Below are 18,307 nucleotides of genomic sequence, written 5' to 3'. Positions count from 1 at the left end.
GCATGACAAAACGTCGCAGCATCGCGGGCGCCGCTTTCGCCTCCTGCGTAGAGCGCAAAAACCTTGACTCCTGTGGAAAACCTTCTAAGAGCAACAGCGGAAAAGGAATCTCCATGGTTCGCGACGAACACGCCATTGCTGACCGCAATGACCGGGCACGGGTTGCCGGGGTGGATATTGCCGTTCCGGTTTCTGCCAAAACCAAGGCCAAAACGACGACGAAAACCGTCTGACGTCTCTGGCCTGCCGCTCTCTCCCCGGCTCGGCTGGGGACAGGAAGACGCGATCCGTCGCGCCTTTCCCCTCACCGGACAAGAGGAGAGAAGAGAAAGAGAGCTTGAGAAATGGGTTTCAAAGTAGCAATTGCGGGAGCAACCGGAAATGTCGGCCGGGAGATGCTCAACATTCTCTCCGAACGCGGCTTCCCCGCCGATGAGGTCGTGGCGCTCGCCTCCGCGCGTTCGCAGGGCACCGAGGTTTCCTATGGTGACCGGACGCTGAAGGTCTCCAATCTGGAGAATTACGATTTCTCCGACACCGATATCTGCCTGATGTCGGCCGGCGGCGAAATCTCCAAGAAGTTTTCGCCGAAGATCGGCCAGCAGGGCTGCATCGTCATCGACAATTCCTCGGCCTGGCGTTACGACGCCGACGTGCCGCTGATCGTGCCGGAAGTGAACCCGGACGCCATCAGCCAGTTCACCAAGCGCAACATCATCGCCAATCCAAATTGCTCGACCGCCCAGTTGGTGGTGGCGCTGAAGCCGCTGCATGACTTCGCCAAGATCAAGCGCGTCGTCATCTCGACCTACCAGTCGGTCTCCGGCGCCGGCAAGGACGGCATGGACGAGCTCTTCAATCAGACGCGCGCCGTCTTCGTTGCCGATCCGATCGAGAACAAGAAATTCACCAAGCGTATCGCCTTCAACGTCATCCCGCACATCGACGTCTTCATGGAAGACGGCTACACCAAGGAAGAGTGGAAGGTGCTGGCCGAGACGAAGAAGATGCTCGACCCGAAGATCAAGGTGACCTGCACGGCAGTGCGCGTGCCTGTCTTCATCGGCCATTCGGAATCGGTCAACATCGAGTTCGAAAACGAGATCACCGCCGACCAGGCCCGTGACATCCTGCGCGATGCACCGGGCTGCCTCGTCATCGACAAGCGTGAGGACGGCGGCTACATCACGCCGTATGAATCCGCCGGCGAGGACGCGACCTACATCTCGCGCATCCGCGAGGACGCGACGGTCGAAAACGGCCTCAACATCTGGGTGGTCTCCGACAATCTGCGCAAGGGCGCGGCATTGAACGCCATTCAGATCGCCGAGCTGCTCGTCAATCGCGGCCTCGTCAAGCCGCGCAAGCAGGCCGCATGATACGATTTGTAAACCATAAGATGTTAAAGCCCTGCTCGGTGAGCGGGGCTTTTCCGGGGCAAATCAACTGTATAAGCGCTCGCTAAAAGATGATCGTGACAAAATCTTGAGTGGCTGGCATTCTCTTGCCCGCCTAAAAACTATGCAGATCGAGAGCGGGGTTTCTCAATGCGCATGACAAAGTTGTTTCTGGCGGCCGCTGCGGCAATGGGCGTCCTCCATGCGGTACCGGCGTTCGCGCAAGGACCGCAATGCGGCAATACCAGCGCCGGCTTCGAGGCCTGGGTTGCCGATTTCAAGCAGACGGCGGCAGCCAATGGCGTCAGCCAGGCGGTGCTCAGCCGCGCCTTTGCCAACGTCAATTACAACAAGCCGACGATCGCCGCCGACCGCGGCCAGAAGAGCTTCAAACTCTCCTTCGACGCCTTCATGAAGAAGCGCGGCGGTGCCGCCGTCATCTCGCGCGGCCGCAGCATGAAAGCCGCCAACCAGGCGCTTTTTGCCTCGATCGAGCGTCGTTTCGGCGTTCCGGCCGGCCCGCTGATCGCCATCTGGGGCATGGAGACCGGGTTTGGCAGCTATATGGGCAACCAGCATACGCTGTCAGCCGTTTCGACGCTCGCCTATGACTGCCGCCGTTCCGACTATTTCACTGACCAGCTCTATGCCGCGCTCCAGCTCGTCTCCGAGGGTTATCTGAGCCCGCAAGCCAAGGGTGCTGCCCATGGTGAAATCGGCCAGACGCAGTTTCTGCCGCGCAATGTCGTGCGCTTCGGCGCCGACGGTGATGGCGACGGCCGCGTCGACATGGTCGGTTCGCGCGCCGATGCACTGGCCTCGACGGCGAATTTCCTCAAGGGCCATGGCTGGCGCGCCGGCGCCGGCTATCAGCCCGGAGAGCCGAATTTCGTCGCCATCCAGGGCTGGAATGCGGCCAGCGTCTATCAGCAGTCAATCGCCTATATCGGCCAGCAGATCGACGGCAAATAGTGCATGTCGCCCGGAAGTGTGAAGCGGTTCCGGGACAACGACATGCACAAAACAAAAGGCTTTAAGTCTTCTTCGACAACCATACCCGAAAACGCCGCTGCGACATGCGGCGTTTTTCATATGCGGGAATCAAAGCCACCGCCGGACGCCGTCTTGCGGCGCTCCTCCTGCGCCGGCACGATCGGCCCCGAAACGACGCAATTGCGGCCGGAGGCCTTGGCAGCGTAGAGCGAGAGATCGGCGCGTTTGACCAGATCTTCGAAGTTCCGGTTGGCGGCTTCATTTGCCCGGCCGGCACATCCGAAACTTGCCGTCACCTTGAGAACCTCGCCACTCTCCAAGGGGATTTCCGCCGCCTCGATCGCCAGCCTTACGCGCTCGGCAACGATTGCCGCATCGTCGGGGGTCGAATCCGGCAGGAGCGCCAGGAACTCCTCGCCGCCATGACGGACCAGCAGATCGAAGGAACGGAAATTCTGGCGCGCGACGCCTGCGACATGCCGGAGCACGGCATCGCCAGCGTCATGGCCATTGATATCGTTGATCTTCTTGAAATGATCGAGGTCGAAGAGCACGACGGAAATCCAGCGCGATCCGTGCTCGGCCTGCGTGAGAAGGGCCGATGCGGCGAACTCGAAGCCGCGCCTGTTGTAAAGACCGGTCAGGAGATCGGTCTGCGCGGCGTTGCGCAACTCGCCGACCAGCGTCTCCCGATCCCGCGACAGCCGGTCGATCAGCCGCAGACCCCTTGCCGCCAGCACCATCACCAGTGTCGCGAGAATGAGCAGGCCGGCGCACAGCGCCAGGATCCGCGTCAGGTGTAAATGCGAGCGCGTCGAAAAGTTTTCGCCGGTTTCGTGAATATCTCTCGCCGCCTCGATCATCTTCTGCTGCAGGAAAGTCATGCGCTCGCTCTGCGCAGCCGCCCAGACGTCGCGCACCGCGGGCGTCGGCCGCGATCCGGCGAGAATGGCATCGGTGATCGCATTAGCCTTCACCTGGTCGCGGCGACCGAGATAGGCGACAATGTCGCGCACGATCGGCGCCGCCGAATGGAAGACCATGTGATCCATGCCCTCGCCGATCATCACCTTGCCCTGCACGAACAGCTCCACCGGAAATCTGGCGGACACGCCCTGGTCGAGGTAACGGCTGCCAATGCCGGTGATCAGCCTCTCCCCATAATAGGTCAGCATGATGCCCATCAGCTGGTTGGATTTCTCCAGCAGCACCGGATCGCTGATCAAGGGTGAAAGCGCATCGACGACGGCAAGCTGCTTGAGAGCCGCATACCAGTAGATCGACCCGGGATCGCTGCCGACATAACGGCCCTGGTCGACGGCGCTGCGCGCGGCGACGATACGGCTGTAGGCAAGGCTGAGAATCGACAATTCCTCCGCAAGCCCTTCGTCGAGCGTATCGCGGGAAGGCAGGCTGGCATAGAAGGCAAGGCGCTCGTCATCGAGCGTTACCCGGCTTTTCTGCATATCAGCAGCGGTCTTGCTGCTCGGATGCGCGAGATAAAGGCGAGTGGCGCCGATTTCACTCAGGATCTCCGTGGCGGCGATCGACCCGCCGCGGGCGAGCACGTCGGCGAACTGCCGGTCTTTCTCGAGATCCCTGTATTGGTTGACTGAAGCCCGTATGACGACGACGCCTTCAATGAGCATGAAGACGAAGGGCAGCATGATGGCGGCCAGGATAACCCTTTTGATGGTCTCGAACTTCATCGCCAATCGCCACGGTGCTCAAAACGTCGGTCGTGCGCGACCAATTGACGCCAATCTTAGCAGCAATTCTTAATAAACTGATAAAGCGGCAGATCCCTAGATTTCGGGACGAATGAAGTCACGTGTCTCAGCATCCATCACCCAGAGTTCGCCTGTGGAAATATCGAACCATGCGCCATGGAGATGCATTTTTCCCGCTTCCTCGAGTGCTTTGATATCGGGAAAGCTTCTGAGATTTTCGATCGAATTGCGGATCGAGACGCGCTCCAGCGCCGTCTGCCGCTCGGCGGCCGTCATCACGTCATTGCTCTGGATCTGCTCGGCGGCAGGCTTGACCAGCGACATCCAGCGACCGATGAAATCGCCCGGCGACAGCGGCTCGGCATTGGGATCGAGCGCGGCGCGGATGCCGCCGCAGCGGCCATGGCCCATCACGACTATATCCGAGACCTTCAGCGCCTGCACCGCAAATTCGAGCGCGGCCGACGTCGAATGGAAATGGCCGTCCGGCTCGTAGGGCGGCACCATGTTGGCGACGTTGCGGATAACGAAGAGCTCACCCGGGCCGGCATCGAAGATCAGCTCCGGTGCCGCACGGGAATCCGAACAGGCAATGACCAGCGTGCTCGGACTCTGACCGTTTTCGGCAAGCAGCCGATACCTGTCGCGGGCGTCGGCATAACGCCCGTTCATGAAGTTGCGGTAACCGTCCAGAAGGGAATTTGGAAAACGCTGCATGCTTCTGGATTAGCGCGCGCGGAAGACAAGATCAACTGCTGCACTGCAAAATGAGCACATTGATGGATGCGTCATTTTTTCCGCCGCTGCGCCGGGTGCAGGAGCCGGCGCATCTGCACCATGGCCATCGGCGTCGAAAGACTGGAAGCATCGCTCGCCAGCATCAGCTCGTTACTGCCGCGCTTGACGGCGCGCGCCAGCACCTCGAAGACGCTGGCCGTGGCAAGCTGCAGCGCCTTTTCGTCCTCGAGGCCGGATAGAAGGCGCGACAGGAAGACGGCGGCCAGCAGGTCGCCGAGACCATTCGGCGCGTTTTCGACGGCGCGGTGCTCGGCAAGAAGCGCGTGACGGCCGGAAAGATAGAGATTGCCGGTACCGCCCGCCATCATCGGCACGGCCGAGGTGACGAGCATGCGCGACGGCCCGAGCGCCAGCGCCGCCTCCATGATCGCGCTGTTGTCGTCAAGCGCCGCCCCGGACAGCCATGCGAGTTCGTAGCGGTTCGGCGTCGCCAGAGAGGCGAGCGGGATGAGATGGTCGCGAATGGCTTCGGCGGTCGCCTCCGGCACGTAGAGACCGCCGAGATCGCCCATGACGGGGTCGCAGACGTAGACCAGTTCGGGATTATCTTGCCTGAGCGCGGCGATCAGCCGGGCCACGGAGCGCGCCTGGGCGGCATTGCCGAAATAGCCCGAAAGCACTGCCCTGACTTCGCCGATCCAGGGCGCGCGGATCAGATCGTCGATCGCCGCGTCGAAATCCGCTTCGGCAAATGTCAGCCGCGTCGAGCGGCCGTGGCCGGGATGCCAGGGCAGCACGATGGTCGGCAGCGCCCAGACCGGATGACCAAGCGTTTCCAGCGCAAAGACGGCCGCCCGGTTTCCGACCGAGCCGCGCACCACATGACTGGAGATGACGATGACTGCGCCCGCTGCATTTTCCGACATGAGACAAGATCCGAATGATGACCGCGTTTGATGATCTTTTTGACGCCGCGCTGTCAACCATTCTTCACGTGAGCATGGAAATGTGCGGCGGAACGAAAAAGAAAAAGAGGATCCTCCCGTTCGTTTTGGCCACGAAATCGGAAAAATCTCTGACAATTTCCCATTTCCAGCGTCAAAAAAGCATCAAAACGATCCCTCAAGGCCGCATTTTAGAGATTTTTTCGCGAAATCTTCTGCTAGCTTGCAGAAAACCAGTCCATTGCGGGAGGCGATTCATGGCTGCCAGAAACAATCCGAAACGGGAAAAACAGATCGAAAGCGCGCGCAAGGTCGCCAAGGCGACGGGCGAAGCGCATCTCGATCCGGAAATTCTCTTCGGACGGGCCAGCAATGACGATCTCGAACGCTATACGCCTGAGATGCTGGCGCTCTCCGCCGTGCATTCGGCAAAGGAACTCGCCGCCTGGAACGGCAAGGCGCCCCGCGTCGGCATCGACACCATCGCCGATGTGACGCCCGATGGCATTGCCGTTTCGGTGCTTTCGGTCACCGACCGGAACATGCCTTTCCTGTTTGAATCGGTCATGGGTGAAGTGACGAGCACCTATCGCGATCTGTTCATGGCCGTGCATCCCATCCTGGTCATGGAGAAGGGCAAGGCGCCTGCGCTCTATTCCGCCGATCACCCGAGCGACCCGGCCAACCGCGTCAGCCACATCCAGCTCCATATTGCGCCGCTCAACTCCGCCCAGGCGGCAGATCTCGTCAAGCGCATCGAAACCGTGCTTGAGCAGGTCCGCCTGTCGGTGTCCGACTGGAAGCCGATGCTGTCCAAGATCGACGGGGTGATCGTCGAACTTTCAGCCAATGGCGCCAGCAGGAAGAAGGCTGATCGCGATGAAGCCGTCGCCTTCCTGACATGGCTGCGCGACGAGAATTTCACGTTCCTCGGCATGCGCGAATATGTCTATTCAGGCAAGGGTGCCGATGCCAAGGTCGAACGCGACAAGGGTACCGGCCTCGGCATCCTCTCCAATCCCGATGTGCTCGTGTTGCGCACCGGCAAGGATGCCGTAACGACGACGCCTGAAATCCTTGCCTTCCTCGACGGTCCCGACTTCCTGATCGTCACCAAGGCGAATGTGAAATCCATCGTCCATCGTCGGGCCTACATGGATTATGTCGGCGTCAAACGCTTCGACGCCGCCGGCAACGTCACCGGCGAGCTGCGCATCGTCGGCCTTTTCACCTCGACGGCCTATACATCGCTCGCCTCGGAAATCCCGCTCCTGCGTTCCAAGATCGAGAAGGTGAAGGAACATTTCGGCTTCGACCCGATGAGCCATTCCGGCCGCATGCTCGACAACACGCTGGAATCCTATCCGCGCGACGACCTTTTCCAGATCGACACCACGCTGCTTGCCAGTTTTGCGGAACAGATCAACGACCTGGCCGACCGGCCGCGCGTGCGCGTCCTGCCGCGCATCGATCATTTCGACCGCTTCGTCTCGGTGATCGTCTATGTGCCGCGCGAGGAGTATGACTCGATCGTCCGCGAAAGGATCGGCACCTATCTGAAGACCGTCTATGACGGCCGTGTCTCCGCCTATTACCCGGCTTTCCCGGAAGGCGGCGTGGCGCGCGTGCATTTCATCATCGGCCGCTCCGGCGGCAAGACGCCGCGCATTCCGCAGTCAAAGCTCGAGCAGGTGATCCGCGAGATCACCGCCCGCTGGGATGACCGTTACGAGGCGCTGGCCGGACCCAAGGCGCCAAAGATCTCGGTCGACCAGGCCTTTCAGGATTCCTTCACGCCTGAAGAAACCGTGGCCGATCTCGCCGATATCGTCGCCTGCGCCGCCGGCGAGCCGCTTCGCATCGAGTTCTACCATCGTCAGGAGGAGCAGAGCCGTACCCTCTCGCTGAAGATCTTCCACGCCGGCGGCCAGCTGGCGCTGTCGCGTCGCGTGCCGCTGCTTGAGAATCTCGGCTTCAATGTCGTCAGCGAACGCACCTTCGACATCGACGTACCGGCGACAGACGGAGAAACGAAACTCGTCGTGCTGCACGATATGGAACTCGAGGCCCGCAACGGCGGCGACATCGATCTGCAGCGTTACGGCGCCGCCCTCGAGGAAGCTTTCGTGGCTGCCTTCGCCGGCACGATCGACAATGACAGTTTCAACCGGCTGATCCTCTCGGCCGGGCTCTCGGCACGCGAGACCAACGTGCTGCGCGCCTATGCCCGCTATCTCCGCCAGGCCGGCATCGCCTATTCGCAGGATTATATCGCGACGACGCTCGACAAATATCCCGGCGTCGCCGCCGCCATCTTCCGGCTGTTCCACGACACGCTCGACACCCGGCCTTCCGAAAAGGCCCGCGTCAAGAAGCTTGCCGACCTGCATCAGGCGATCGAGGTCGAGCTTGCCGACGTGCCGAGCCTTGACGACGACCGTATCCTGCGCCGCTACGTCAATATCGTCGATGCCACGCTGCGCACCAATTATTTCCAGAAGAATGCCGATGGATCGGCGAAGCCGATGCTGGCCTTCAAACTCGATCCACACCTGGTCGACGGGCTGCCGCAGCCCAAACCCTTCCGCGAGATGTTCGTCTACGGCGTCGAAGTCGAAGGCGTGCACCTGCGCTTCGGCAAGGTGGCGCGCGGCGGGCTGCGCTGGTCGGACCGCGCCGAGGACTACCGCACCGAAGTGCTCGGCCTCGTCAAGGCCCAGCAGGTGAAGAACGCGGTCATCGTGCCGGTCGGCGCCAAGGGCGGCTTCTATCCGAAGAAGCTACCCGTCGGCGGCAGCCGTGACGAGATCTTCAATGCCGGCCGCGAGGCTTACAAGACCTACATCCGCACGCTGCTGTCGATCACCGACAATATATCGGGCGCCGAGATCGTGCCGCCGAAGGATACGGTCAGGCTCGATGGCGACGACCCCTATTTCGTGGTCGCCGCCGACAAGGGCACCGCGACCTTCTCCGACACCGCCAATGCGCTGGCGCAGGAAGCCGGCTTCTGGCTGGACGACGCCTTCGCCTCCGGCGGCTCGGCCGGTTACGACCACAAGAAGATGGGCATCACCGCCCGCGGCGCCTGGGAAACCGTCAAACGCCATTTCCGTGAAATGGACATCGACATCCAGACGACGCCCTTCACGGTTGCCGGCGTCGGCGACATGTCCGGCGACGTTTTCGGCAACGGCATGCTGCTCTCTCCGAAGATCCGGCTGATAGCCGCCTTCGACCACCGCGATATCGTCATCGATCCTGATCCCGATATGGAAAAGACGCTCGCCGAACGCCAGCGGCTCTTCGACCTGCCGCGGTCAAGCTGGCAGGATTTCGACAAAAGCGTGCTCTCCAAGGGTGCAATGATCATCTCCCGCGCGACGAAGTCAGTCACGCTGACACCGGAAGCGGTGGCCGCGATCGGCATCGACAAGGCCGTGGCTACGCCCTTCGAAATCATCACGGCGATCTTGAAGAGCCCGGTCGACCTGCTCTGGTTCGGCGGCATCGGCACCTATGTGAAAGCGCCGTCCGAAACCGACGCCGAAGTCGGCGACCGCGCCAACGACCCGATCCGCGTCACGGCGGTTGAGGTGCGCGCCAAGGTGATCGGCGAGGGCGCAAACCTCGGCGTCACTCAGAAGGGCCGCATCGCTTATGGTCTCAAGGGCGGACGCTGCAACTCCGACGCCATCGACAATTCGGCCGGCGTCAACACTTCGGACGTCGAGGTCAACATCAAGATCGCACTGGCGGCCGCCATGCATGACGGGCGCCTGACCCGCGCAAAACGCGACCAGCTTCTGGCTTCGATGACCAGCGAAGTGGCAAGCCTGGTGCTGCGCAACAACTACCTGCAATCGCTGGCAATTTCACTGACGGAACGTAAGGGCACGGCAAACGGCCTGGAACTTGGCCGTTTCATGAGCGTGCTCGAGGCCACCGGCCAGCTGAACCGCAAGGTCGAGACGCTGCCGGACGAACAGACGCTGGCCGAACGTTATACAGCCGGCAAGCCGCTGACGCGGCCGGAAATCGGCGTGTTGGTATCCTATGCCAAGATCGTGCTCTTCGATGCGCTTGCCGCCAGCGATCTGCCGGATGATCCCTATTTTACCACGACGCTTTTGAATTATTTCCCCGTCAAGATGCAGAAGTCGAACGCTGGCGATATCGCCGGTCACCGCCTGAAGCGCGAAATCGTCGCGACGGTGCTTGCCAACGAAGCGATCAACCGCGGCGGGCCGAGCTTCACCGTTGCCATGATGGATGCGACGGCGGCTTCGGCGCCGGAAGTGGTGCGCGCGGCGATCGTTGCCCGCGACGGTTTCGACCTGACCCGGCTCTGGGCCGAAACGGATGCGCTCGACGGCCGGATATCGGGCGAGATGCAGAACCGCATCTACGAGGAAATCAGCCATAGCTTTACCGTCTTGACGCGCCTGCTGTTGAAGACCGCCATGACCAAGTCGGATATGGCCGAAGTGATTAGCCGGCTGCAGGCTGCTCTGAAGAAACTGAAGCCTGCCTTTGCCGAACAATCGGCCGGCGATGCCGCGGCGCGCCAGGCGGAATATATCCAGGCGGGCGTCCCCGAAAAGCTCGCAGCCGAGATCGCCAACCTGCAGAGCTTCGCGCTGGTGCCCGAGATCATGCAGATTGCCGAGCGCACCGGCGAGCCCCTGGTGCGCGCCGCCGAAAACTACTTCGCAGTGTCGCAAACCTTCCGGATCGCCCGGCTGCTGGCGGCGGGCGGACGGATCCTCACCTCCGACCATTACGAGAACCTGGCGCTTGCCCGCAGCATCGACCAGATCGCCAGCGCAAGACGCGACATCGTCATCTCGGCGCTGTCCGATCACGGCAAGGAAAAGCTCCCCGTTCAGGCCTGGCATGCCCAGGATCGCATCCGCATCAACCGGATCGTCGAAGAGCTATCGAGCCTCAGCGATGGCGGCGATCCCAATCTTGCGCGTATTACCGTTGCTGCAGGTATCCTGACCGATCTTGCGCGCGACCGGGCGAGGTGAGACAGTCCGCGGAAAAAGGAGCGGATGTTGAATCGCATTGACTGGACAGGAACACAGCCGCCGAAAGCCACGGAGAAGGGCATCTGGGGGTGGATGTTCTTCGATTGGGCAGCCCAGCCCTTCTTTACCGTGGTCACGACCTTCATCTTCGGTCCCTATTTCGTTTCCCGTCTGACCGATGACCCGGTTTCCGCGCAGACGACGTGGAGCAACATGGCGACGATCTCCTCGGTGATCATCGCCCTGCTTTCGCCCATCCTCGGCTCGATCGCCGACCAGTCGGGCGCGCGCAAACCCTGGATCGGCTTTTTCGCGATCATCAAAATCACAAGCCTTTTCTGCCTGTGGTTCGCGGCCCCCGGCTCGCCTGTTCTTTATCCGGTCATTTTCATGATCCTTGCCTCGATCTCGGCCGAGTTTTCGATCGTCTTCAACGATTCGATGATGCCGCGGCTGGTCGCCAAACACGAGGTCGGCAAGCTCTCCAACACCGCCTGGGGGCTCGGTTATCTTGGTGGCATCATCGTGCTCATTGCCGTCGTGACGCTTTTGGCGGCGAGCCCGGAGAGCGGCAAGACTATCCTCGGCCTCGATCCGCTCTTCGGTCTGGATCCTCGGACCGGCCAGGATGCACGCATCACCGGGCCGATTTCGGCCGTCTGGTATCTGATCTTCATCCTGCCGATGTTCTTCTTCACGCCGGATGTCGGCAGAGGTCTTCCGTTCGGCACCGCCGTCCGTGCCGGGCTGCGGGAAGTGAAAAACACGCTTGGTGAACTCAAGGAGCGCCGCGGCATCCTGAGATTTCTCATCGCCCGGATGATCTATCAGGACGGCGTCAACGGCCTGCTGATCCTCGGCGGTATCTTCGCCGCCGGCATGTTCGGCTGGGCAACGATCGAGATCGGCATCTACGGCATCATCCTGAATGTCGTCGCGATCTTCGGCTGCCTGATCGCCGGCCGCATCGACAAGGGTGTCGGGTCGAAGGTGACCGTCGTCATCAGCCTCACCATGCTGCTTCTCGCCACCATCGGCATTATCTCGACAGGGCCGGGTTACACCCTGTTCGGCCTGCTGCCGCTGCCGACGGCGGATTCCGGCGGCCTCTTCGGCACCGCGGCGGAAAAAGCCTATATCCTCTACGGCCTGCTGATCGGGTTCGCCTTCGGGCCGGTGCAGGCCTCGTCGCGCTCCTATCTCGCCCGCAGCGTCAGCCCTGAGGAAGCCGGCCGCTACTTCGGCATCTACGCGCTTTCGGGGCGCGCCACGAGTTTCATGGCGACGCTCCTTTTCTCGCTCATGACCTATATGAGCGGGTCACCGCGGCTTGGAATGGCCACACTGATCCTGTTTCTCGCCGGCGGCCTGGTGCTGCTCGTCCGCACGCCCTATCCGGCCGATCGCGCGTAGGGTCACGCGCGTCGGACCTGACAGAAGCATGGCGCAGTCCTCATTCAGTGCCGGAAATGGCGCATGCCGGTAAAGACCATCGCAATGCCGTGTTCGTCGGCGGCATCGATGACTTCCTGGTCGCGCATCGAACCGCCAGGCTGGATTACCGCCGTCGCCCCCGCTGCGATCATCGACAAGAGACCGTCGGCAAACGGCAGGAAGGCTTCGGAGGCGACCGCCGAGCCATGTGTCATCGGCACTGCACGGCCGAGCGCCTTGGCGGCTTCTTCCGCCTTCAGCGCGGCGATGCGGGCGGAATCGACCCGGCTCATCTGGCCGGCGCCGATGCCGGCGGTCTGGCCGTCCTTGGCATAGACCACGGCGTTCGATTTCACGTGTTTGCCGATCTTGAAGGCGAACTTCATATCATCAAGCTCCTGCGCCGTCGGCGCACGCTTGGTGACGACCTTGAGCTCCAGATCCTCGACCATGCCGTTGTCGCGGCTCTGGACCAGCAGGCCGCCGGAAACGGTCTTCGCCGTCAGGCCCGCGGCACGCGGATCGGGCAGGCCGCCGGCCGACAGCAGCCGCAGGTTCGGCTTGCGGGCGATGATCGCCTTCGCTTCCTCGGTCACATCGGGCGCGATGATCACTTCGGTGAACAGCTTGACGATCTCCTCGGCCGTTTCGGCATCCAGCGTCCGATTGAGCGCGATGATGCCGCCGAAGGCGGAAACGCTGTCGCAGGCAAGCGCCCGCCGATAGGCCTCGACCAGGCTCGACCCGGTGGCGACGCCGCAGGGATTGGCATGTTTGATGATGGCGCAGGCCGGCGCCTTCTCGGGCAGGAACTCGGCGACCAGCTCGTAAGCGGCATCCGTATCGTTGATGTTGTTGTAGGAGAGCTGCTTGCCCTGGAGGAGGGCAGCCGTCGAAACGCCCGGGCGCTTCTCGCCGGTCACATAGAAGGCGGCCTTCTGGTGCGGGTTTTCGCCGTAACGCATCTCTTCCTTCAGCGCCCCGCCGATGACGCGGTGGCGCGGCGTATCGATCGACAGCGCTTCTGCGAACCAGTTGGAAATCACCGCGTCATAGGCCGCGGTGCGGGCATAGGCCTTGGCGGCCATGCGCTGGCGGAAGGCATAGGCGGTCTTGCCACCATCCGCGGAAAGCTGCTCGGTGAATTCGGCATAGTCGTTCGGATCGGTCAGGATCGTCACATAGGCATGGTTCTTGGCCGAAGCGCGGATCATCGCCGGGCCGCCGATATCGATATTTTCGATGGTCGTCGGATAATCGCCGCCGGCGGCGCGCACGTCTTCGAAGGGATAGAGATTGATGACTGCGAGGTCGATGGCCTCGATGCCGTGGGTTTTCATCGCTTCCTGGTGTTCGCTATCGTCCCGGATCGCCAGCAGGCCACCATGCACCGTCGGATGCAGCGTCTTGACCCGCCCGTCCATGATCTCGGGAAAGCCGGTAATCTCGGAAACATCGGTAACGGCAAGGCCGGCAGCAGCGATGGCTTTATAAGTACCGCCGGTCGACAGCAGCCGCACGCCTCTGGCAGACAATGCCTGGGCGAGCTCGACGATCCCGGTCTTGTCGAAGACGGAGAGGAGGGCGGTCTTGATTTCGACCTTGTCAGGGGCGGGGATCTTCTTGGAAATGACGGCCATGAAACCTTCTCCGTTCGGGCTTCGGGAGACATCCGCTTGGTTTAGAGCAGGATTCGGATTTCAGGCCGGCTCGGGCCTAAGATCATCCTGCTCCAGGACGCTCGCATTGTGAGGCCGCGTTAGCACAGCTTCGCCGCCGCGCAAACAGGTGCTATCCCTTGCGGGACAAAAACCAACGGATTTCCGTCTTCTCTGCGAGATCGAAGTCGATTTCGATCTGGTCCGAGCCGCAAATGCCGGAGCTGTCGGCAAAGAAGATGTCCTCGGTGATCAGCACTTCGTTGCCGGGCGCCGAAAACAGCCAGCTTTCGCCGTCCGGCGCGGTCAGCAGCACGGACTCCCCATCGCTCTGCTGCAGGACGATGGAGGGATGAATATGGAAACGGGCGACAGCCTTCAAGGGCTCGTCATGTTCATACCCTTCCCGGACGACGAGCCGGTCGCGCCCGGTCACGATCGAGCCTGCGGCATTGAGTGTCAGCTCACGTTCGTGCAGCACCCCGAACGCTCTGAGATAACCGTCATGGCTGAGCTTGATGCCGTCACGTCCATCCTCCGTTTCGGCACGCTCGACGGTCACTGTTCTCACCGGTTCGGTAATCGCGTGATTGAGGAAGGGCGAGGGCGAAAAGCGGCTGGACGAAGTGTCGTTCAAAATAACCGTCGAATGCGCCGCCGTCGTGCGCGCCATCTGGACATAGCGGTGCCCAGCAAATTTCGGCGAGCCGGAATTGACGATGAAGCGGTGGCGGCCCGACGACATTTCGAAGGAGAGGCTGCCGGCATGAACGGTCCGCAGCGCGCCTCCCGAAGGCGGCGTGCCGGCATCGGCAATGATGACTGTTTTTCCGCCGGAAAGCCGCTGATAGCGCGACTGCGGCAAAGCCTTGAACGGTTGGCCGGCGGTCTCGTCATAGCGCAGCACGGAGATCAGCTCGTTTGCCAGCGTCGATGTCGCCCCGTTGAACAGCGCCAGATCCCCGTCCTGATGACGAAAGAACCGCAGGGCCGGATAGATGCGGTCGATGCCGGAGATCAGCTTCTGCGGCAGGTCATGGCCGAGATTGACATAGGTCTGTCTCAGCGGCAGCAGATCGAGCAGCAATTCCAGACCGACGCGCGGATTGCGCGAGATATGGCCGCCATCCGGTAGAATCTGGCTATCGAATTCGCGGTCGAGCGCCTGCGCCGCCCGTCTGAGCGTCGATGCGCGGGCAGGCATGGCGACGGAGGCCATGGCGAGCGCGATACGCAGCCGAAACAGCTCCAGGCCGCCAAGCGTATACGGCGCCATGCGGTGCAGGAACCTCACTTGGAAGGCCAGCGACTTCATGAAGCGGCGATAAAAGCCGCGGTCGGCATTCTGCAGCACCACCGGCGAATGCGAGAGCCAGGCAATGACGCGCTGCGCGGTGACGTCGATCTCCCATGCAATCCCTTCCATGCGCCCGGCATGGATGGAAAGCCAGCTGTCAACGATCGCGCGGGCCGCCGCCGAACTGCGCTCCGTCTTGTTCGCCCGGATATGCCGCAGCCAGCCGAAGCTATGAAGGCGGATCGCGAAGGGGCGCGAGGGCAAGGTAAAGGTGAAGGGTGACTTTCCACTCGTTTCCAGCATCCGCCCGGCCAGCAGAAAACGTCCGTTGAGAATCTCGTCGGCCACATGCGAATCGATGCTGCGGAGATCGGTCGGCGCGACGATCAGACGCTCGGGCACGTTGATTGAATGGCGGAAGAGCTTTAGGCGCAGCAACGCGACGCGGCGCGAGGCGCGCCGCCAAGCCTCCCGAACATACATGCTCGCAAAACGCCGACCGGACTGCATATTCTATTGTCTATTGACCCTCGTGGTTAAGAATAGGTGAAAAGCGGCCGATTTCATCGCCCGCAATGAATTAATTCGTAACAATGTTCGAATATACGCAAATTAACGTGTTTCACCCGCGTTCGAGCACGGCTGTAAAGCGTCCTGCGTGGGCAGACGTGGCACGACGCGCGTAAGCCCGCAATCAGGCCACGCGCCGCAGCATGGCGGCATAAAAGCCGTCGAGACCGGAGGCGATGCCATCGGGCATTTTCAGCATGGTCGGAAGCGTGCGGAATTCGCCGAGCGGCGTGATCGCCGCTTCAAGGCCGGGCCAGTCGCCGGCATCGATCCGAACGCGCTCGATCCCATCCGTATCGGCAAGAACGCGGGCAACGACCTCTTCGCCTTCGGTAGGATCCAGCGAACAATTCGAAAAAACCAGCGTTCCATCCGGCTTCAGCAATGTCAGCGCATGACGCAGCAGCCGCTCCTGCAGCGCCGCCAGCCTGCCGATATCCTCGGCTCCCTTGGTCCACAACACGTCGGGGTGCCGGCGTGTCGTGCCGGTGGAAGAGCAGGGCGCATCGAGCAGGATTGCATCGAAACGCTCGGCCGGTTCGAATGTCGTCAGATCCGCCGCGATCGTCTCTGCTTTCAGGCTGAGCCGGTCGAGATTCGACCGCAGCCGTCTCAGCCGACTTTCCGACTGGTCGAGTGCGGTGACCGCGCCGCCGGCAAGAATGAGCTGCGCCGTCTTGCCGCCTGGTGCGGCGCAGAGATCGGCGGCGCGCTTACCGGAGAGGTCGCCGAACAGCTTGGCCGGAATGCTTGCGGCCGCATCCTGCACCCACCAGGCGCCATCGTCGAAGCCTTCGAGCGACGGGATGCCGCCATCGAAGGCGGCGAGCCGCACGCCGCCGGTCGGCAGCACAACGCCGTTCAGCCGCTTTGCCCAGCCTTCGGCATCCGACTTGACGGTCAGATCGATTGCGGCCGGTTGGAGCTGAGATTCCGAAATCGCCAGCGCCGCGTCCCGGCCATAGGCTTTCTCAAGCCTGGCGATGAACCAGGCCGGCATCGGTGCGACCTTGTCGATCTCGCCGAGCACCTCATCCTTCTCGCGGCCGAGCCGGCGAAGAACGGCATTGACCAGCTTGGCGAAACGCCGGTTGCGCGGATCCTGATTGGCCTGCTCGACGGCAAGATCGACGGCCGAATGGTCGGGCACATCGAGATAGAGGATCTGCGCGACGCCGATCGCAAGCACGTGCTGCAGCGCCCGTGCCCCCTCCGGCAGCGGCGATTCCAGCAGCGAGCTTATGGCGGCATCGATACGCGGCAGATGACGCAGCGTCGTGTTCAGAATGGCGCGGACAAGCGCCCGGTCGCTTTCGCCAAGCGCCTTGTAGGCCGGATTGCCGTGTTCATGATCGAGGGCACCGTCGAGCGGCAGTTTGCGCTCGACGACAGCGCCGAGAATTTTTGCCGCTGCAGCCCGCGCCTGCAGGCCGGGCTTTACAGGCGCGGATCGCTCGGTGGAGCGCTTGTGCTTGCGGAATGGTTTCTTCGTGCCGTCTGAATTCAAGACCATGGACCTTTTGGCGGTTGCGAACCACCGCGACCAAGACCCGTATCCGGAACAGAGCGCGATTTGCGCGACGGATTAGCAGCCCGAACCGGCGGCGTCGAGACGTTCATGCCGCCCTGTGCCATGTCCTGCAGCGCAGCGATGCGGTTTTCCGTGTTCGGATGGGTGGAAAACAGATTGTCCATGCGCTCGCCGGAGAGCGGATTGATGATGAACATATGCGCGGTCGCCGGGTTGCGCTCCGCATCCTCGTTCGGCACGTGGGCAGCACCCCGCGCGATCTTGCCGAGCGCCGAAGCAAGCCAGAGCGGATTGCCGCAGATCTCGGCCCCGCGGCGGTCAGCCGAATATTCGCGCGTCCGGCTGATCGCCATCTGCACCAGCATGGCCGCAAGCGGCGCCACGATCATCGCGACGAGAACGCCGACGAAACCGAGGGGATTGTTGTTGTTTTCCCGGTTGCCACCGAAGAAGAAGGCGAAATTGCCGAGCATCGAGATCGCACCGGCAAGCGTTGCCGTGATCGTCATCGTCAGCGTGTCGCGGTTCTGAATATGGGCGAGCTCATGCGCCATCACGCCGGCGACTTCCTCCGGAGACAATGCCTGGAGCAGGCCGGTCGAGGCGGCGACGGCGGCATTTTCGGGATTGCGCCCGGTGGCGAAAGCATTCGGCTGCGGGCTGTCGTAGAGATAGACCTTCGGCATCGGCAAGCCGGCATTGCGGGCGAGATCGCGCATGATCGCAAAGAACTCGGGCGCATTGCGCTCGTCGACTTGCTGGGCGCGATAGGCCGAAAGCACCATGCGGTCGGAATTCCAATAGGAGAAGAAATTCATGCCGGCGGCTATGACGAAGGCGATCATCATGCCGGCGCGGCCGCCGATCAGAAAGCCGACAAACATGAAAAGCGCCGTCATGAAGGCAAGCAACATGGCAGTGCGGACGAGGTTCATTGCGGATCTCCATATCCGATTTCGCCGGCGCAAGCTTTCCATCCCGA

At 61.9% G+C, this 18,307-nt stretch carries 12 protein-coding genes; 5 read left to right on the top strand and 7 right to left on the bottom strand.

Annotated elements, in window-relative coordinates:
- Nucleotides 1-2 precede the first annotated feature (2 nt).
- From FHX14_RS03865 to FHX14_RS03855, 3 genes are all read left to right on the top strand, one after another.
- Complete coding sequence (locus tag FHX14_RS03865) at nt 3-233, top strand: hypothetical protein (protein ID WP_184376359.1); 231 nt, start codon at nt 3-5, stop codon at nt 231-233.
- Between the two features lie 111 nt (nt 234-344).
- Nucleotides 345-1,379, top strand: coding sequence for an aspartate-semialdehyde dehydrogenase (locus FHX14_RS03860; RefSeq protein WP_003589565.1), 1,035 nt, complete (start codon nt 345-347; stop codon nt 1,377-1,379).
- 168 nt (nt 1,380-1,547) lie between these two features.
- On the top strand, nt 1,548-2,369 hold the full coding sequence (locus FHX14_RS03855; protein ID WP_184376358.1) for a lytic murein transglycosylase: 822 nt from the start codon (nt 1,548-1,550) through the stop codon (nt 2,367-2,369).
- 116 nt (nt 2,370-2,485) lie between these two features.
- Here the strand turns inward: FHX14_RS03855 and FHX14_RS03850 are convergent, their stop codons facing one another.
- From FHX14_RS03850 to pdxY, 3 genes are all read right to left on the bottom strand, one after another.
- A complete protein-coding gene (locus tag FHX14_RS03850) occupies nt 2,486-4,099 on the bottom strand; it encodes a GGDEF domain-containing protein (RefSeq protein WP_184376357.1) in 1,614 nt (537 codons plus the stop codon).
- A gap of 96 nt (nt 4,100-4,195) precedes the next feature.
- A complete protein-coding gene (locus tag FHX14_RS03845; protein ID WP_003589561.1) occupies nt 4,196-4,837 on the bottom strand; it encodes a carbonic anhydrase in 642 nt (213 codons plus the stop codon).
- A 71-nt stretch (nt 4,838-4,908) separates the two neighbouring features.
- Complete coding sequence (gene pdxY, locus FHX14_RS03840; RefSeq protein WP_179611927.1) at nt 4,909-5,784, bottom strand: pyridoxal kinase PdxY; 876 nt, start codon at nt 5,782-5,784, stop codon at nt 4,909-4,911.
- 275 nt (nt 5,785-6,059) lie between these two features.
- Between pdxY and FHX14_RS03835 the strand changes: the two genes are divergently transcribed.
- Together FHX14_RS03835 and FHX14_RS03830 are read left to right on the top strand one after the other, a co-directional pair.
- On the top strand, nt 6,060-10,835 hold the full coding sequence (locus FHX14_RS03835; protein ID WP_184376356.1) for an NAD-glutamate dehydrogenase: 4,776 nt from the start codon (nt 6,060-6,062) through the stop codon (nt 10,833-10,835).
- 24 nt (nt 10,836-10,859) lie between these two features.
- Entirely contained in the window at nt 10,860-12,248 is a 1,389-nt protein-coding gene (locus FHX14_RS03830; protein WP_184376355.1) for an MFS transporter, read from the top strand.
- 44 nt (nt 12,249-12,292) lie between these two features.
- Here the strand turns inward: FHX14_RS03830 and purH are convergent, their stop codons facing one another.
- The 4 genes from purH to htpX all read right to left on the bottom strand — a co-directional run bounded on the left by purH (nt 12,293) and on the right by htpX (nt 18,260).
- On the bottom strand, nt 12,293-13,909 hold the full coding sequence (gene purH / locus FHX14_RS03825; RefSeq protein WP_184376354.1) for a bifunctional phosphoribosylaminoimidazolecarboxamide formyltransferase/IMP cyclohydrolase: 1,617 nt from the start codon (nt 13,907-13,909) through the stop codon (nt 12,293-12,295).
- Nucleotides 13,910-14,060: 151 nt separating this feature from the next.
- Nucleotides 14,061-15,734 (bottom strand): heparinase II/III family protein, encoded by a 1,674-nt coding sequence (locus FHX14_RS03820; RefSeq protein WP_184376353.1) that lies wholly within the window; start codon nt 15,732-15,734, stop codon nt 14,061-14,063.
- 184 nt (nt 15,735-15,918) lie between these two features.
- Nucleotides 15,919-17,307: a transcription antitermination factor NusB gene (locus tag FHX14_RS03815; protein ID WP_184376352.1), complete on the bottom strand. Its 1,389-nt coding sequence runs from the start codon at nt 17,305-17,307 to the stop codon at nt 15,919-15,921.
- Entirely contained in the window at nt 17,298-18,260 is a 963-nt protein-coding gene (gene htpX / locus FHX14_RS03810) for a zinc metalloprotease HtpX (protein ID WP_184376351.1), read from the bottom strand. Before htpX ends, FHX14_RS03815 begins: the two co-directional genes overlap by 10 nt.
- Nucleotides 18,261-18,307: the final 47 nt, after the last annotated feature.

Source organism: Rhizobium sp. BK619 (genome assembly GCF_014195245.1).
Classification (GTDB): Bacteria; Pseudomonadota; Alphaproteobacteria; order Rhizobiales; family Rhizobiaceae; genus Rhizobium; species Rhizobium acidisoli.
The sequence above is the reverse complement of the archived record's forward strand: the minus strand, read 5'-3'. Positions and strand labels throughout refer to the sequence as shown.

What these genes read in the sequence shown, in the direction of transcription:
- FHX14_RS03865 (WP_184376359.1), top strand. Translation starts at nt 3, where the DNA reads ATGACAAAACGTCGCAGCATCGCGGGCGCCGCTTTCGCCTCCTGCGTA.
- FHX14_RS03860 (WP_003589565.1), top strand. Translation starts at nt 345, where the DNA reads ATGGGTTTCAAAGTAGCAATTGCGGGAGCAACCGGAAATGTCGGCCGG.
- FHX14_RS03855 (WP_184376358.1), top strand. Translation starts at nt 1,548, where the DNA reads ATGCGCATGACAAAGTTGTTTCTGGCGGCCGCTGCGGCAATGGGCGTC.
- FHX14_RS03850 (WP_184376357.1), bottom strand. Translation starts at nt 4,099, where the DNA reads ATGAAGTTCGAGACCATCAAAAGGGTTATCCTGGCCGCCATCATGCTG.
- FHX14_RS03845 (WP_003589561.1), bottom strand. Translation starts at nt 4,837, where the DNA reads ATGCAGCGTTTTCCAAATTCCCTTCTGGACGGTTACCGCAACTTCATG.
- pdxY (WP_179611927.1), bottom strand. Translation starts at nt 5,784, where the DNA reads ATGTCGGAAAATGCAGCGGGCGCAGTCATCGTCATCTCCAGTCATGTG.
- FHX14_RS03835 (WP_184376356.1), top strand. Translation starts at nt 6,060, where the DNA reads ATGGCTGCCAGAAACAATCCGAAACGGGAAAAACAGATCGAAAGCGCG.
- FHX14_RS03830 (WP_184376355.1), top strand. Translation starts at nt 10,860, where the DNA reads ATGTTGAATCGCATTGACTGGACAGGAACACAGCCGCCGAAAGCCACG.
- purH (WP_184376354.1), bottom strand. Translation starts at nt 13,909, where the DNA reads ATGGCCGTCATTTCCAAGAAGATCCCCGCCCCTGACAAGGTCGAAATC.
- FHX14_RS03820 (WP_184376353.1), bottom strand. Translation starts at nt 15,734, where the DNA reads ATGCAGTCCGGTCGGCGTTTTGCGAGCATGTATGTTCGGGAGGCTTGG.
- FHX14_RS03815 (WP_184376352.1), bottom strand. Translation starts at nt 17,307, where the DNA reads ATGGTCTTGAATTCAGACGGCACGAAGAAACCATTCCGCAAGCACAAG.
- htpX (WP_184376351.1), bottom strand. Translation starts at nt 18,260, where the DNA reads ATGAACCTCGTCCGCACTGCCATGTTGCTTGCCTTCATGACGGCGCTT.